Here is a 16,118-nt window from a genome sequence, read left to right as displayed (position 1 = left end):
GGCGGCATCACGTCTGTCCGCGCTGCCATCTCCAATGACGGACGGCATTACCCGATCGGCAGGCATAGCAACGCCCTTGAATGGTCCCGGTCAGCACTCGGCAACGACCAGAGACTTCTGGCAGTCGTCGAGGTACCAGCCGAGACGTCCTCCACCAGCGGCGGCGCGCCGAGCAACACTGACGTTGACGCGCCCTGCTCTATCGTCTTGCGCAGATATTCGTCGGGCCAGAGGCCGTCGGTGTGTTTCTGAAATCCAATTGCTATCTCTGCGCGATTAAGGGCGTTCGACGTTATCCGTCCCGCTGTGCCGACCGGCATCAGGACTAGGCGACGTTCGCGCCCGATTGTCACGTAGGAGCTTGATCGCATCGACGATCACTTCGGGCTCGTATGTGGCGAGCGCGCCGAGGGTCTGCTTGATAAAACCGGCACGCGGAAGCCGCGTTGGCGTTCCGGCACACATTGAAGCAGAATGGCATCGAGCGCCGGAATTGAAGCCAAGATGATGGTAGCTGCACAGTTGGCACCGAGCAGATGTGAACCCAACCAAGGGAAGCTGCTCCGATCGAGCGAGCCATATGCCGCGGTCTTTAGCAGTGGGGGGCGCCCGCGGCAGAGGTATAAGAGAACGGAGGCACCATTGGGCGACCCACCTGGCGCAGTGCCGACCGCTGAGACGTGCCGACTGAACTGCGCAATCAAGCTCTGCAGGCTCCCGGCTTCTTAAGGCCAGCGCGTTGAACGCAGCACTTGATTGTTCGACCATGGCAGCATTTTGCGTCGTCTGATCCATAGGGTTCGAGGCAGAATTAACCTCAGTGAAGCCGGTGTGCATGGCAGACATAGCGATTGCCTATATGCGACGATAATCTGCGCGCAACATGCTGGCTATCGACCAGACACATAGCCGGACACCTTATGGGCCGGCAGCCACCTCCAATTTGGTAGGCACGCCGCGCCTCATCGAATTGGCTACCGTGCAGACCGCCCAGGCCCGATCGATCAACATCTGGGCGTCGGAGCCATCCAACGTCGCGCATCTAACCGACAAGACGGCGTTGGTAGCTATCAAAGGCGCACCGTCTAACTCCAGTTTCACCGTTACCTCGATCTCTCCAATAGCAACACCGACATCGTGCGCGACATATCGGAGGTCGTTGCAGTAGCAACCGCCGATGGCCAGAGCCAACAGTTGGCCGCCATTGAAGCCGAGACCCATGCCACCAGCTTTGCCATCCGGTCTATCCACCACCACAGTGTGACCACCAGCCCAACCGATTGCCGCTTCAGTACCCGGCATGTTCCGCAATTCCACGATCGACTGGACCATCTCATCTCCGTTGGTGCGAGGTTCGTCGCCAGCTTCTGAAAAATGCTCCACATGTCAACGGCAAGCACGAATGTTTTGCGGATAGACCGGAGCACCGTGCTCATTACTGATATTCTCTGTAACTACGGCGCTCCGTTGATCTCGATGACATTCAAGTCGGGGTCACGGAGGTAGAGCTGCGGAAAGCCGGCAAGTCCGGTACGAAAGATCAGCAGACAATGTGGATCGCTCTGAGGCAGGTCTTCGCGGAAACCAAGTCGCATCAGTCGATCGACGGCGCCGTCGAAATCGTCCGTGCGGAAAGCGAGATGCCAGTCGTTACGGTCGACAGCAGGGTGCTGCCGGAACGTGCCATCCGGATATTCGACAAGATGCACTTGTAGGTCGCCACACGCCAGCCAGGCACCGTTTACGGAAAAACTCGGCCGCGCGATCTCGGTGAGGCCGAACGCGTCGCGATAAAACGGCAATGATTTACCAAGGTCGGCGGTGATGATCGATACATGATGCAACGCAAGCAAAGACATGGCTGCCCCTAACGATACTGCAACGTCCTACACTACCAGAAGCCTGACGTGTATGCCATCGGAGGGGCTATTGCGCAGATAGTAGTTGCTGAGCCCGCAATCGAAGGAAAAAGCGACCGGGCACTGTCAGCCGGCTCCAACCGGCCGCCTTTATTTATATTTTTTCCCTCGCATAACGAAAGGCGTCCTCAAAAACTATTTTGAGTTTTGAAGCTGCGTCTCGGCAGAATGAAGGCCTCCCGCTTCGATATCGGCAGCATCAAGTAGTGTTCTTCCCGGATAATGCGTTTTACGGTCGCCCATGGAACGATCGAGTCGGCCACGCTCGACCTCACGCGAACGGCTTCGTCGCTTAAACTTATGGTGATGGTTGCGTCGGCGGACGCGATTTGCCCGTAGTACAGAAACGATGCTCCCCATGCCAGCCAGTGCGTGGCGAGCGAGAGTAAAGCCACAACGAGGAGGCATGTCGGAAGCCAAAGCCAGAAACTGCTTTCAGCAATAACGTTGATCAAGGTGACCGGATTGTAGAGATCTGTGAAGAAAACCAGAAGGCACCAGACAGAGAGCAGCCAAAGCGCCAACGTGATTACGCTGCGGTGCCAGGGCCGGCGAGTGAGCGCCCGCGCCATCGCAGCATAATCCCACGCGGTAAGGGTGTAGGTGATCTGGTACTTTGGCTCGTCTAGCATTGAGATCCTCAGTGGCAGCAGCGCAGTCTGAAATAACCCTGAAAAAGACGCTTTCACCAGACGGCCATCGACATCAAATCAGATTTTTGGCTCGATGTAGGAACCCCGTCCGCATAGCGGGCAGAACAAAGCGTTTTAGCTGCTAGCTTTACTTTGTCGGCTGAGACCGTGCGGTAATTTTATGTCCGTCCGGATCGCGAAGATAGGCGACGAAGGCCCCGTTCGGGCGCTCTTTTGGCGGGCTCTCGATTGATATCCCACCATGCGTGGTGCCGGCCTCGTGCCACGCCAGAACATGCTGGCGGCTGGCAGCGGCGATACCGATCGTTCCGCCGTTGGCGGTGGTCGCCGGCTTACCGTCGATCGGTTTCGTGATCATTAGTCGACCGCCATCGTGGAGATAGATCAGCCTACCTCTCGCATCCATCTCGCCGGGCTGACCTCCCAATGCAGCGAACGTGGCATCGTAGAAGTCTCTCGACCGCTCCAGGTCGTTGCTGCCGATCATGACGTGCGTGAACATGGTCTTATCTCCAGTTTGGTACCCAGGGGCTTCGATCCGAGGTATTTGTCCGCCGCGGGGGGCAGCCACAAAATGCCTGAATTGATAACTGACAGTCGCGAAGCCGCAAAGGGGAGATTGCTGATGCTAAAGCGTACAGCCGGCTGAGTTCGCTTACAGGGGAGTTAGTGGAGCAAATTCGCTATGACGCGAAAAAGGGCCGGAGACGATGTCTCACGGCCCAAGTTTTTCTCAACGACGCGCAGGGAGGAGATCGCGTCGGAAATTCCAAACTAGCGGATCATGGTTAACAAAGCGGAAACGCTGGGCGCGGCGTGGGTGTCGCTTGCGGCTGTTGCTTTAAAGCGGAAATTTTCCGTTCCATGATCTCACGACGTCAGAACACGAACCTTTGCAACTGATCGGTAGCTTTAGCGTTCAGGCAGACTCGCTGTACTTCCGTTTCGATGCCCTCGACGACGAACGTCACGCCGAGACGTCCGCCGAGCGCCAAATTGTCTGGTGACCGATTGGTCCGGCCGGAGCCCGTCAAGCAGGATAGCAAAACAGACATGCGTTATGACCACTCGATAGCGGGTCTGACAGTTTCAACGTGCTCTTGAAGGGATATGAACCACCGGCAAGCTAATGTTTAAATGTATTCTCGCGATGCCATTGTATAAATTGAGGATGCGGGCGTTCATGGATACCTCTTGGCACGATCGCTCTTCCAGTCTTGTTTATGAGGCCTTGGATCTATCGCGATCGTTTGCATGGCGCGAGACCAGTACTTCCAGATTGTCTGACAAGCCGATGAGCCCACGATCGAACATCCAGTGGGCTGTCCCCGACAAGGCGATGCCGTTCGACAGGATGTCCGGACCATTGGCTTCAACCGGACGAATGTGGGCGGCATCGACCTCAGCCCGGCCGCCGCCGTTGATCAGCTTCAAGCCCGTGATCGCGCATCGCTTATCGTAGGCCTGTAATATCAAGCGACGAAACACGCGATCGCGTACAATCCGCGACGAAAGCTGTGTGACCCGCGCCCTCGCCTGTTCGAATGTGAACGGAGGCTGGGCACTGTCCGAAAACCCACTCTGCTCCGACGTCACAGCCGCTTCCCCGGATCGCGGCAACTCCGGTCGATCTTCCGCCAGCCCGCTCGACAGAATGCGATGGAAATCCGCTGCTGAGACTGGTCGCACTGCCGCCTGCGCGCGTCCCGAAATCCGTCCCTCTTCGTTCAGAATGCCGCGCTCTATCACGCCGCCTGGACCACTGAAGGGAACGGCGCTGACGAAATCGAGATAGCTGCCAGGTTCCAGTAGAGCCAGATACATTCCCGATGCTTCGGGATCCTGAACCACCTGTGCGACTTTGGCCACCGCGAAATATCCACGCGTCGCCGCCACCTTTCGGGGCTCATAATATATGATCCAGTCTCCGACGCAGGCCTGAACACGGCCAAGATATTGGCTCGGGAACTGATATTGCTCAGCCGGGCTGTCGTCATAGATCGAATCTGTGCGGTGAATGAAAACGCCGAATCCCATGCTCGATCTCTACCATGGTGACCGCATTCAAACCAGGGAGATCAGTCATTATGCATGCCCCCAGCCTAGTACAACATTTAGTCACTGCGCCACCGGGTACTCAGTCTGCACATGTGCAGAGGATCGGTGTCATCAGCCTGACATGTGCATCCATGCGCTCGAGAACCTTTGCCGGAACGACCTCGCGTTCCGGTAACGACCACCAGCGATCATTTACGCGCTCGACCGTCTCGCCCACCACCCTCAAAACCGCAGCTTCTGGCAATCGTGCGCGATTGGCGAAGGCTTTCCATCGCTGTGCATTCAATGCCTTGAAAGGACGCTCGCCCGCGAGCGACAGAGCCATGGCGTCCGCAGGGTTGTACGGGATCGTCGAAAGCACGTCATAGAGAGGCGCGAGTTCCGGTTTGTCGCCGACACCCCGATAGATCAATGACCAGTTTTTCAGATGCATGTCGCCATTGCCCGTCAGGGCAGCCAGAGTCAATCGGCGGGCGAACTCGAGAGCGGCGGCGGACGACACGGCAATGTTTAAGGCCGCAGCGATATCGTGATAGGCGGCTCCTTCATACTTCCGCGAAGGACTGACGCCGAAGACCTGGGCGAAGTCCTCGATATGGATCCGCTCATCATTGATGCCACGATCGAAACGTTTGACGAGCAGGACTTTGCCATCTGACATCGTTTCGAACTCTTTTGGAATTCCTTCGAACTCCGATTGCTCGACAAGTTCGCGCTCCGGCACCTCCATGCCGATCGCTTCTGCCAACGCAAGATTGGCATACTCGTTCTCCGAGACGCCGGGAAACGAGGTGGACGGAAACTTGGCGATATACGACCCTTGCTCGTCACCAAGCGGCAGGGTCAGGCCGCCGCCCTTCCCCATGTTCTTGATGACTGAAAGCTTCATTTGCACACCTGCAAGCGAAAACCGGACTTTCGGTTTCGGTACTTGTATATCGTTGAGATGCACTACTGTTCCGTCGCTCGGCACGACGCGGACGGCACCCGGCAGGTCCGAGCCGAGTGCGACAAGCAGGTCGAAATCGTTCCCTGCGCGTATGCTAGCGGCGTGATGCTTTTCCATCGCCTCACGCAGCTTGTCCTCAGGGAGAAGGTTGGCGAAGAATGCCGGCAAGGCTCTGGCTACGGGCTTCGGGTCTTTGCGCAAGCCCCCGTTGGCGGCGCGAAAAGACAGGCTAAGAACGGGAAATCCGCCGCTCGCGCGATAGCTATCATCGAAACTGAACGCGCTGAAATCACCGGGCGTCCTTACGATCGTGCCCACCTTCACGTCGTTCAGCAGCACGTCGAGCGACGAGATGGATCTCGGATCGGGAAAGGCCTCAGTCACCACGTTCATCGTCTGGGGTCGCAACGAATGCAGGAAGATCATCGAGATCGTCGTTCGGCCGCAGTAACGCATCAACGGCCGGAACCATCGCCTGCGGGATAAGCATTAACTCGAGTCCGAGAGCACGGGCGATGTTGATTAAGGTCGTCGTACGCGCGGCGCTGCTTCCAGCCTCGATTTCACGGTATCGAGGACGCGATATGCCTGCCATATCGGCGACCTGCTCTTGGGTCAATCGCCTGACCTTTCGAGCGGTCTTCAGCAGTTGTCCGATATCCAGCAGTGCGTCGGAGCGTGCCATCATCCTTCCTCGGCGTCTTCTTATAACTGGTGGAAAATTAGCAGATAATCCCTTCCAGTCAAACGCAAAGATATATACACAGATCATTTTAGAAGGATTGATCTGTTTAAATATCATAAATTACGTTTCTACACGGCGCCGAGACGTCCGCATGCTTCGTTAACGCCGACGCTTATTTCCGCTTTTCTTTGGCTCTGGTGCTGACAAGGAATGGATTGAGCATGCCCAAACACTACCTCTCATCACGTCAATCTGAGAAAATATTTTCCGAGTTCTGCGAGGTGCGGGAACGTCACCACGCAATTCCGATACGTCCCTTCACGGGCACGACACAGGAGTTTGGGCCGGCAAAACAACGCATCGGTGGGATGAATCAGCCCATCCGCATTCTCTTGGAGGAAGCGAGCCTTCAAACCCGCCATTGCAAAATCGCCGCTTTTGAGCCGCGTCACGCCTGCATGCTTAAACGTGCAGCATACGGGACAAATCATCGGTTTAATAAGGCGCACCAAGCCGTACTGGAAGGGCAGAAAGCTGAAGGAGACCATCAGGCCTTCGACCATTCTCGATGACGGTCTCCTTAGGGCATCGCCATTGCCAAGACCTGACGCAGTCTGCATTATAAGCCGGAGCTTCCCGGGTTGAGCTCGGACCTACATCGACGTGGAGGCGGTTTTGAAAATCGATGCCGGCGGCCCGCGTCGCCCATATTCCATATCTCCTGCTTCACCATCGCGTATGCCCGCTTTTGCGACCGTCCTCGCAGTCGTGGCAATCTTGTATTTTGCGAAAGAGGTGCTTCTTCCGTTAGCGATTGCGGTGCTGTTGACATTCGCTTTGGCGCCCATAGCGTCTCGCCTTCGCAAGCTCGGACTTCCTCGTATTCTTGCCGTCGTGACCACTGTTCTGCTTGCTTTCCTCGCTCTTGCACTTTTTGGGCTGGTCGTGGCCTGGCAGGTCAGCGAAGTCGCTCAGGATCTTCCAACCTATCAAGACAACATTATTGCAAAGATTCGTGCTCTCCAGGAGAGCGGAACCGACAATGGCATCGTACGCCGCCTGACTTCGGTCGTTGAAAGCGTCGGGCGAGAAATCAACAGCGCTGGGGGCAACAACCAGGGCACTCCAGGTACCCCTGCCGGATCGCGAGAGCCGATGCTTGTCGAGATTTTTTCGCCAAGCCGCCCCATCGAAACCCTCACCAGTCTCATCAGTCCGCTGCTGGGTCCGATCGCCTCGCTCGGGCTCGTCGTCGTCGTCGTCATTTTCATGCTTCTGGAGCGGGAGGAGCTTCGGGACCGTTTCATCCGGCTCGTTGGTTACGGCGACCTGCATCGCACGACCGAGGCCCTGCAGGAAGCAGGCAGCCGCGTCGCCGTCTATCTTCTGATGCAACTTGTCGTAAACTGTGCCTACGGTATTCCTCTCGCATTCGGCTTGTAGGCACTGGGTATCCCCAATGCGGTGCTCTGGGGAATGCTCGCAATCGTTCTCCGGTTCGTTCCCTACATCGGGCCCGTCATAGCGACCGTCCTGCCGCTATTTCTGGCTTTCGCCGTCGATCCCGGCTGGAGCCTGGTTCTATGGGTCGCGGCAATCTTTCTCCTGCTTGAGCTCATCAGCAACAACATCGTTGAACCATGGCTCTATGGCTCGCGCACGGGGCTGTCTCCATTGGCGATCATTGTCGCGGCGATCTTTTGGGCATGGCTTTGGGGCCCCGTGGGCCTTATCTTGTCAACGCCGCTGACGGTATGTCTGGCGGTACTCGGGCGCTATGTTCCGCAGTTCGAGTTTCTCGAGGTACTATTCGGAAGCGAGCCGGTTCTTGATCCAAGGGAACGACTGTATCAATGGCTTCTTGCCGGTGATCCTGATGAGGCGACAGATCAGGCCGAGGAGATGCTCGAAGACGATTACCTCGAGGACTACTACAACAATGTGGCTATTCCTGCGCTCCTTCTCGCTGAACGAGACCGCAAACGAGGCGTGCTTAAGACAGAGCAGATGGAACTGATATACGAAACTGCCACGGCCCTGGTTTCGAACCTCGAAGACATCGCGCAAGAGGAGGGCGAGGAACACGAGGAGGATAGAGACGAGGCCGCAGGCGGACATTCCGAACACCCTGCTGACGGGGAAAACACGCCGGGGAAAGAGGACCTTCCCGATGGGAACGGCAAGACCGTGGTCTGCCTCGGAGGTAGAGGGCCACTTGACGACGCAGCGGCGGCGATGCTCGCTCAAGTCCTCAAGGTTCAGGGAGCCGAAGTTGTGGTAGCCCGCCGCTCCGACATCGCAACGCGCCGAAGTCGCGATCTCATGCCAAAGGAAGCCGATGCCATCGTTGTATGCTTGCTAAATGAGGACTCTGCGAAACATGCAGGCCTGCTTGTGCGCCGCTTCAAGCGGTTTTATACCGGCTCACGAGTAGGTGCAGTACTTTTGTCCGACGGTGCGGAGCCACGAGCACTGCCGGCGATGGGAGACGCGGACTTCATCGCCTGCACTCTGACCGGAGCGACTCGTGAGGCCCTCCGTGGAGATGCGCCGACGGTGCCAGTAATGCCGAGGAAGATCCACTTTCGAAGGCGGTCTACAGCAAAAGGTACTACCGATCAGGTGTAAGGCCCAGAGCTAACCGAGATCCGTCGGCATGGAAGCAAATCCTTGGCACGGTGTTGGCTCGAACGCGAACAATAGCGGTAGCTACCTCGGGCAGGCCCCGCATGCCGGAGACGTGGTATCTTTCACGGGTCCGAATGAGCCGACCGTCGTACACCGACGATCCGTCGCCACGAAACGTCATTTCGGCGTCATAGCGGTAGCTGGCTCTACTACGAGATAGAACTTCACCTCGTCGGTATATACAAGGCGCCGTTGTCGATCCGGGAAATGGACACTGCCGTGTCGGGCGCGCAATTGTGAACCATATCACGGCCCGTAGTGGCGATGGCACGGAAGGCATCGCAGGACGATTTGAAACGGGCGGCCGGGCTCATCTCCATGCTCGCTCATGGGCCTGACGCCCGCCCGGCATTGACGCCGCGGATTGTTGACAAGATGCCGCCTCTGATTGGGAAGCGATTGTCCGGTGGTCGAATAATGCGGGCCCGGGCCCGCATTGCGGATGTGACGCCTGATCATCGGCCGGATACTCGTTTTAAAAGGCGTTTATCACTAGCGAAAGAATATCTGGACGTGGAACCCATTATACCGGTTGTTCGTTCACGGCCGCAAATCCACTCCTTGCGGGAACTTCATCTGAAGTCACTGGTTTGAGACTGCAAGCCCCAGACAGGCAGCGTGGTACACCGCGTGGACAAGGATGATATGACGCTCTTCTTCGGCAAGAGCATTCTCATAGTGGAGGAGAGCGGCCTTCTCGAAACGAAGGTTCAGGAGCGTCTGGCTCATGCGGACGCGCATTATTGGTCCACTCGATGTCTTCACTGAGGTTCAACTTGCTGTAGGCATCTTCCCGATAGATGCTGTCGTCATAGACATGGAGCTCGATGTGGAGGCGATAATCGAATAAGTCGAGCTACTCGATCATTTTGCGATCGGGTACCTTTTCGCCTCCGTCAACGCAGGCCGGGTTCACCCTGATCAGTTCGTTCTAAGCTCTGATATTGCTGACTTGGCGGATATTGGGCGAGCGCTGTTCCGTCCTCCTATTCCTGCTGTGACTATTCATTGATGCGCCGATCAGCCGGGTGGCCCTCCTGACGTTGATACCACGTCGGGATCCCGCTCAATGCCGAAGTAATCGAGCGCAACCCGTCGTACGATTGGTAGAAGCGTTTTCGAATTGGCCTGGATAGGTTCTGCTTCAGCAACAAGACTGCGCAAGGCACGCTCCACAATCACTTCGCAAGCTGCGTCTGAATAGGTAAAGCGACATGCTAACGCGTTAAGGAGATCACGCATACGCCGCATAGAATCCTCTTCGCTGCAGAACTGAGACATAACCCGATCCCAAAGCAGCCGTGAAACAGGGTTTCCGCTGCCAACTCCTACCGATCTTCGCTGCGATAGTAAGAATCAGGTTGCTTTGAATAGGTTCCACGTCGTCGCTATAGCGCCGGCCTTTTGACTGCTGGAACCCCGAATGCGTCGCGCGGAAGAGAGAGCCTGATCAGAAGCCCATGCTCGTGCCACTCCCTGGACACCTCGGCATTCAAAGCGCGTATCAACATCTTTTCAAGCGTCGTGCCGAATCCCTCTCCTTTGCTCTCGGAGGCGGTCGCGGGCGTCGTGTTCGACTCCAGCCACTCGATCTGGAAACAGCCCGGCTCCGGCGTGAGCGTGATGTCCAGCCGCCCTTCCGAAGCCGAGAGCGCGCCATACTTAACGGCATTCGTGGCGTATTCGTGAAATAGCAGGGCAAGGCTGGTAAGGCGGTCCGCGCTGATGGGGGTATCTTCACCATGCAAGTGCCACCGACGCGTATCTCTCCCTTCGAACGGGGAAAGCAGATGCGTCAGGAGTGTGAAGAACGTCGTGGTTTGATCTGTCGATTGAGCGAGGCCGCTGAAGGGCGGCAATGTCATTTGGTGAGCATGGGACAAGGAAATCTGGCGGTTCTTCATGCCTTCGGCAAGTTCCTCCGGCGTATGCGCGGTGCGCGCCGCAAGTGTTATGATGCTGCCGGTGATCGCGAAAAGGTTTTTTACCCGGTGGTGCATCTCCCGCAGCAGCATATTCTGATGCTCTGTGATCCGCTTCCGTTCGGAAATGTCACGAGCGATCTTGGACGCTCCAATAATCTTGCCGTCGCTTTGCCTGATCGGCGAGATCGTCAGAGATATATCGATGAGGGTGCCGTCCTTGCGACGGCGAACCGTCTCGAAATGCTCGACCCGCTCTCCAGCCTTCATCCGAGCAATAATCGCCGGCTCTTCGTCCGACCGGTCCTCGGGAATAAGAATGGTGATAGGCCGCCCCACAGCTTCGGCTGCCGTGTAGCCGAACAGACGCTCTGCGCTTAGATTCCACGTCGTGATGATCCCGTCCAGCGATTTGCTGACAATAGCATCATCAGAGGATTCAACGATGGCCGCAAGGAACGCCGCCGCATCATGGTCCGGCTGTGCCACTCTTGCTTCTGCTTGCAGCTCCTTTAATCGGTCCTCGCTCATTGCCCGCCTCCCCCGAAGATGCCGTCTCCATTGTGGCTCCCGTCTTGGCCCATGATTATAAAGGCATTTTATCCGGATCTCCAATCATCCGGGACCAGATGCGAAATTCGTTCCCATTCATGAGCGGTCGCCTCGCCTTGATCCAGAGGTTGGCTCAAGCCTTCCCACCTTCATGCGTGGTTGTTAATCGAACGGCCTCTCACCTCGACGGTGGCTTGAGAGGGTTATTGGCCTCTGAAGACATTCGCCAATGCTGAATTATGTCCTCTTCGATGGCGGAACAGACTGTTTCATACTCCCGCACGCGGGTTCGGTCTTCCTCTTTCCGGAACCTTTCAAGCGCGCTGGCAGCCATTTCGTAGGCTTCGAAGAGTTCATTGAGATCGGTGGTCTGTGCTGCGATGATCTGAAGCTGGCCTCGTAATGCGGGCAACTTCAACATCAGTCGCCACAGTCCTCTCCGCGCGGAATCTCTCGTTGTTCCAGCCACCCCGTTTTCCCTGCCCATCATCGCAAAAGCCTCCGCGCGAGGTGATCGCGTAACGCTAGATATCATCGTGGCGCTTGGAAAGTACGTTACCGTAAACGCGGGAGGCGCTACGGCCTGAGGACGCGTTTGCGCAGCGATTGAGCGGTCGGACGATGCACCGGGGACGGGCCTCCGTCCTCCCCTCGGAACAAAACCTGGAGTTATTGATTTTGCTTGTTGAGATAGTGTGCAGTGCTCCCGGTTCTCAGCGGGCCGCAGTCGAGCGCCTCTCTCTGTCCCGCCCGCGCCTCACCCCCATTCCATCGGGGACGGCAGGCTGATTAGTTACCGGGGATGCTCATGGCCAGCGATAAGCTTTCAACCTACAAGCAAAAACGCGATTTCCAGAAGACGCAGGAGCCAAGCGGAAAAACGAAGCTGAAAGCTTCAAACCGCAGGCGCTTTGTCATCCAGAAACATGACGCCACGCGGCTCCATTATGACCTGCGCCTCGAACTCGACGGGGTCTTCAAGTCCTGGGCTGTGACCAAGGGACCGTCTCTCGATCCCCAGGACAAGCGCCTGGCCGTGGAGGTGGAAGACCACCCGCTGGACTATGGTGACTTCGAAGGCACGATTCCAAAAGGCCAGTATGGCGGCGGCACGGTCATGCTCTGGGACCGCGGCTACTGGGAGCCGGAAGGCAACATGACGCCCGAGCAGGCTCTCGCCAAGGGCGACTTCAAGTTTACCCTTGAAGGAGAGCGGCTGCATGGCAGCTTCGTGCTGGTGCGGATGCGCAACGACCGTGACGGGGGCAAACGGACGAACTGGCTGCTGATCAAGCATCGCGACGACTTCTCGGTCGATGAAAACGGCGCCGCCATCCTTGACGAAAACAACACGTCGGTTGCCTCGGGCAGAACCATGGCCGCCATCGCCGCCGGTAAAGGAAAGAAACCAAAACCGTTCATGGTGCAGAGCGGCGATGTGCAGGCCGACGCCGTCTGGGACAGCAATCATGGACTGGCGGCAGACAAACGTGCGGCGGATACGAAGAAAAGGCGCCCGGCAGCGCGGAAAGCAGCGAAGTCCGCGATGCCCGACTTCATACCTCCGCAGCTTTGCGAAACGCTCGAACGCCCACCCTCGGCCGATGGCTGGATCCACGAGATCAAATTCGACGGATACCGTATTCAGGCGCGCATTGAAAACGGCGAAGTCACGCTGAAGACGCGCAAGGGGCTGGACTGGACGGCTAAGTATCCGGCGATTGCGACATCGGCCGCAAGCTTGCCTGATGCCATCATCGACGGTGAGATCTGTGCACTCGATGAAAACGGTGCCCCGGACTTCGCCGCACTTCAGGCGGCGCTGTCAGAAGGTAAAACGGATGCGCTCGTCTATTTTGCTTTCGACCTGCTGTTCGAGGGGAGTGAGGATCTAAGGCAACTACCGCTTACGGAACGCAAGAAAAGGCTCGAAGCGCTTCTGAGCGAGGCGGGGGAAGATCCGCGCCTGCGGTTCGTCGAACATTTCGAGACCGGTGGCGATGCAGTATTGAAATCGGCGTGCAAGCTCTCGCTGGAGGGCATTGTCTCGAAGCAGGCGGATGCCCCCTATCAGTCGGGGCGTACCGATACCTGGGCGAAATCCAAATGCCGCGCCGGACATGAGGTTGTCATTGGCGCTTACGCGAAAACCAACGGCAAGTTTCGTTCACTTCTTGTCGGCGTCTTCAGGGACGATCACTTCGTCTATGTCGGGCGGGTCGGGACCGGCTATGGTGCCAAAACGGTGGATACAATCCTGCCGAAGCTCCGGGAACTGGAAACCTCAAAGTCGCCCTTTACCGGAATAGGCGCTCCGAAAAAGGAACCCAACATCGTCTGGGTCAAGCCCGAACTGGTGGCCGAGATCCAGTTCGCCGGCTGGACCGCGGACGGACTTGTCCGTCAGGCAGCCTTCAAGGGTTTGCGCCAAGACAAGCCGGCGAAGGAGGTCGAGGCCGAAAAGCCGGCATCGCCGGGAAAGACCGATACTCCGACGCCGGCCGCGACAAAGTCATCGAGACCCGCGCGCGGCAAGAACGCCAAGGCCGAGGTGATGGGCGTGATGATCTCCAGCCCTGACAAGCCGCTCTGGCCCGATGCAAATGACGGTGAGCCGGTCACCAAGGAGGATCTCGCGCACTTTCATGAGGCCGTTGGTCCATGGCTGATCGACCATATCAAGGGACGGCCATGCTCCATCATCCGGACGCCTGACGGCATCGGTGGTGAGCAGTTCTTCCAGAGACACGCGATGCCGGGAACGTCGAACCTGCTCGAGCTGGTCAAGGTGTTCGGCGACAAGAAACCCTATCTGCAGATTGATCGCGTTGAGGGCCTTGCCGCCATCGCCCAGATCGGCGGCGTCGAACTGCATCCGTGGAATTGCGAGCCCAACGAACCGGAGGTGCCCGGCCGTCTTGTCTTCGACCTTGATCCGGGTCCGGACGTACCCTTCTCCATCGTGGTCGAAGCGGCCCGGGAAATGCGCGACCGGCTGGACGAACTTGGTCTCGTCAGCTTCTGCAAGACCACCGGCGGCACGGGCCTTCACGTCGTCACCCCGCTTGCGGTACCGAAGGGAAAGAAGCTGAGCTGGCCGGAGGCGAAAGGCTTCGCACACGATGTCTGCCTGCAGATGGCACGTGACAACCCTGACCTTTACCTGATCAAGATGGCAAAGAACCAGCGCAACGGCCGGATCTTCCTCGACTACCTGCGCAATGACCGAATGGCGACTGCTGTTGCGCCGCTGTCACCGCGCGCCCGGCCAGGCGCGCCGGTTTCGATGCCACTGACCTGGAAGCAGGTAAAAGCGGATCTCGATCCGAAACGCTTCACCATTCGCACCGTACCGGCGCTTTTGTCGAAGACAACCGCCTGGGAGGATTACTGCGACGGGCAGCGTTCGCTGGAGCAAGCCATCAAGCGGCTGACGAAGTCGATGAAACAGGCCGCCTGAGAGCGGCCTGGATCAAGACCCGTAGCGCCGGTCAAGGCCCCTCAGCGCAGCCTGAACCTCATCGATTGAGACGGGCTCCGGCGTTCCAGGCATATGGCGGTATGCCGGCCTTGAGTCGATCGTGTAGAGGTCCGAAGCCCAGGCGGCCAATATGGTCCGTTTTTCGTCGACCTCGAGCGTGGTTGCGTCCACCACATCGATCGGCCGCGCAATTTCCATACCCTTGAGCAGGATTGTCGTGCCCATCAGGGCGATATCGCTCGCGGCAAGCGGCGGATTCTCATGCATGTCGGCTTCCTCAGCGAACGTGCGGATCCTTGTCGTGCCGATGACGGGACGCGGAGATGAGATCAACGTCCGGGGCCAGCAGATCGTGTTTGGCGGCAAAGGCTGCAAACAGACCCCGGGCGGTGTCCGCTTCGATCTCACCGCGCAACGCCGCGGTGCACGCCTTCAGCGCCATTGAATGCGCCGTATCGCGCATCGATGCCGGCCATTCCGCCAGATGCCGGTAAGCGTCGATGACGCTACGAACCTCGGTCGGAAATCCAAGGCCGATAAGGATGGTTACAGGCTCTTTGAACATATCGGGTTTCATCGCGATCTCCTTCCTACCCCCGATGTTGACGGGCGCCGCTGCAACGGCGCCCGTTTTTTTAAAAATCGATCAGGCCGCCTTTTGAGCTTCGATCTGCGCCGGGGCAACCTTATGCTGAAGGGCCGGGCTGGTCTGGATATCGATCTTGCGCGGTTTCAAGGCCTCAGGAATCTCACGAACGAGATCGATAGACAGAAGACCGTTGCGGAGATCGGCGCCATTCACCCTGACATGGTCGGCAAGTTCGAAACGGTGTTCAAAAGGCCGGCCGGCTATACCGCGATGAAGGTATTCATCGGCGGAAGCGTCCTGCTTCTTGCCGGTAACGGTGAGAAGGTTGGACTGAAAGGTGACGTCGAGTTCGTCCTCGGCAAACCCTGCGACCGCGACCGAAATCCGGTAGCTGTCATCGCCGGTCTTGACGATGTCATAGGGCGGCCAGTCGCTGATCGAGCGGGCGCGCTGGGCATTTTCAAGAAGATTGAAGATCCGGTCGAAGCCGACGGTCGAGCGGAACAGGGGTGCGTAGTCATAAGATGTTGCCATAGCCATATCCTCCTTGAAGCAACATGGGTACAGAAGCGCCGAAAGGCGGCGCTTCCAGCAAGTCCAGCCCTGTCTCAGCAGCTGGCGG

General features: G+C 57.7%; 15 protein-coding genes and 2 pseudogenes. 3 read left to right on the top strand and 14 right to left on the bottom strand.

The genetic code is table 11. The features are described 5' to 3' along the window. Positions 1-47: 47 nt before the first annotated feature. From QE453_RS24600 to QE453_RS24560, 9 genes and pseudogenes are all read right to left on the bottom strand, one after another. Complete coding sequence (locus QE453_RS24600; protein WP_309778561.1) at positions 48-371, bottom strand: hypothetical protein; 324 nt, start codon at positions 369-371, stop codon at positions 48-50. Between the two features lie 547 nt (positions 372-918). Further along, the gene (locus tag QE453_RS24595; RefSeq protein ID WP_020808256.1) at positions 919-1,332 is read right to left on the bottom strand and encodes an OsmC family protein; all 414 of its coding nucleotides are present in this window, start codon (positions 1,330-1,332) and stop codon (positions 919-921) included. 122 nt (positions 1,333-1,454) lie between these two features. After that, the gene (locus QE453_RS24590) at positions 1,455-1,859 is read right to left on the bottom strand and encodes a VOC family protein (protein ID WP_309778559.1); all 405 of its coding nucleotides are present in this window, start codon (positions 1,857-1,859) and stop codon (positions 1,455-1,457) included. A 188-nt stretch (positions 1,860-2,047) separates the two neighbouring features. After that, on the bottom strand, positions 2,048-2,551 hold the full coding sequence (locus QE453_RS24585; protein WP_309778558.1) for a YcxB family protein: 504 nt from the start codon (positions 2,549-2,551) through the stop codon (positions 2,048-2,050). Between the two features lie 148 nt (positions 2,552-2,699). Then, positions 2,700-3,074: a VOC family protein gene (locus QE453_RS24580; protein ID WP_031233257.1), complete on the bottom strand. Its 375-nt coding sequence runs from the start codon at positions 3,072-3,074 to the stop codon at positions 2,700-2,702. A 624-nt stretch (positions 3,075-3,698) separates the two neighbouring features. Next, positions 3,699-4,609 (bottom strand): annotated as a pseudogene (locus QE453_RS24575) (HNH endonuclease). A 100-nt stretch (positions 4,610-4,709) separates the two neighbouring features. Further along, complete coding sequence (locus QE453_RS24570; protein ID WP_309778555.1) at positions 4,710-5,972, bottom strand: HipA domain-containing protein; 1,263 nt, start codon at positions 5,970-5,972, stop codon at positions 4,710-4,712. Further along, positions 5,956-6,267 carry a helix-turn-helix domain-containing protein gene (locus tag QE453_RS24565; RefSeq protein WP_172873333.1) on the bottom strand — a complete coding sequence of 104 codons (312 nt, stop codon included), beginning with the start codon at positions 6,265-6,267 and terminating at the stop codon, positions 5,956-5,958. Before QE453_RS24565 ends, QE453_RS24570 begins: the two co-directional genes overlap by 17 nt. A 239-nt stretch (positions 6,268-6,506) precedes the next feature. Continuing rightward, on the bottom strand, positions 6,507-6,827 hold the full coding sequence (locus tag QE453_RS24560; protein WP_309778553.1) for a hypothetical protein: 321 nt from the start codon (positions 6,825-6,827) through the stop codon (positions 6,507-6,509). A 175-nt stretch (positions 6,828-7,002) separates the two neighbouring features. Here QE453_RS24560 and QE453_RS24555 point away from each other — a divergent pair. Beyond that, positions 7,003-8,892 (top strand): annotated as a pseudogene (locus QE453_RS24555) (AI-2E family transporter). Positions 8,893-9,534: 642 nt separating this feature from the next. Here QE453_RS24555 and QE453_RS24550 read toward each other — a convergent pair. Together QE453_RS24550 and QE453_RS24545 are read right to left on the bottom strand one after the other, a co-directional pair. After that, positions 9,535-9,681: a hypothetical protein gene (locus QE453_RS24550; RefSeq protein ID WP_309778552.1), complete on the bottom strand. Its 147-nt coding sequence runs from the start codon at positions 9,679-9,681 to the stop codon at positions 9,535-9,537. A 659-nt stretch (positions 9,682-10,340) separates the two neighbouring features. Continuing rightward, complete coding sequence (locus QE453_RS24545; RefSeq protein ID WP_309778551.1) at positions 10,341-11,405, bottom strand: PAS domain S-box protein; 1,065 nt, start codon at positions 11,403-11,405, stop codon at positions 10,341-10,343. 250 nt (positions 11,406-11,655) lie between these two features. On the opposite strand from QE453_RS24545, the gene QE453_RS24540 reads away from it, so the two are divergent. Continuing rightward, the gene (locus tag QE453_RS24540; RefSeq protein WP_172873320.1) at positions 11,656-11,829 is read left to right on the top strand and encodes a hypothetical protein; all 174 of its coding nucleotides are present in this window, start codon (positions 11,656-11,658) and stop codon (positions 11,827-11,829) included. Positions 11,830-12,234: 405 nt separating this feature from the next. Further along, positions 12,235-14,886: a DNA ligase D gene (gene ligD / locus QE453_RS24535; protein WP_309778547.1), complete on the top strand. Its 2,652-nt coding sequence runs from the start codon at positions 12,235-12,237 to the stop codon at positions 14,884-14,886. Between the two features lie 12 nt (positions 14,887-14,898). Here the strand turns inward: ligD and QE453_RS24530 are convergent, their stop codons facing one another. The 3 genes from QE453_RS24530 to QE453_RS24520 form a co-directional block, all read right to left on the bottom strand. After that, positions 14,899-15,174, bottom strand: a complete 276-nt coding sequence (locus QE453_RS24530) for a hypothetical protein (RefSeq protein WP_309778545.1) — start codon at positions 15,172-15,174, stop codon at positions 14,899-14,901. 10 nt (positions 15,175-15,184) lie between these two features. Then, on the bottom strand, positions 15,185-15,484 hold the full coding sequence (locus QE453_RS24525; protein WP_280171511.1) for a DUF982 domain-containing protein: 300 nt from the start codon (positions 15,482-15,484) through the stop codon (positions 15,185-15,187). A 69-nt stretch (positions 15,485-15,553) separates the two neighbouring features. Continuing rightward, positions 15,554-16,030, bottom strand: coding sequence for an Hsp20 family protein (locus tag QE453_RS24520; protein ID WP_142187311.1), 477 nt, complete (start codon positions 16,028-16,030; stop codon positions 15,554-15,556). Positions 16,031-16,118 lie beyond the last annotated feature (88 nt).

It is taken from the genome of Agrobacterium sp. SORGH_AS_0440, from assembly GCF_031453135.1.
GTDB lineage: Bacteria > Pseudomonadota > Alphaproteobacteria > Rhizobiales > Rhizobiaceae > Agrobacterium > Agrobacterium pusense.
Note: the sequence above shows the minus strand (reverse complement) of the source record. Positions and strands in the feature narration are given on the sequence as shown.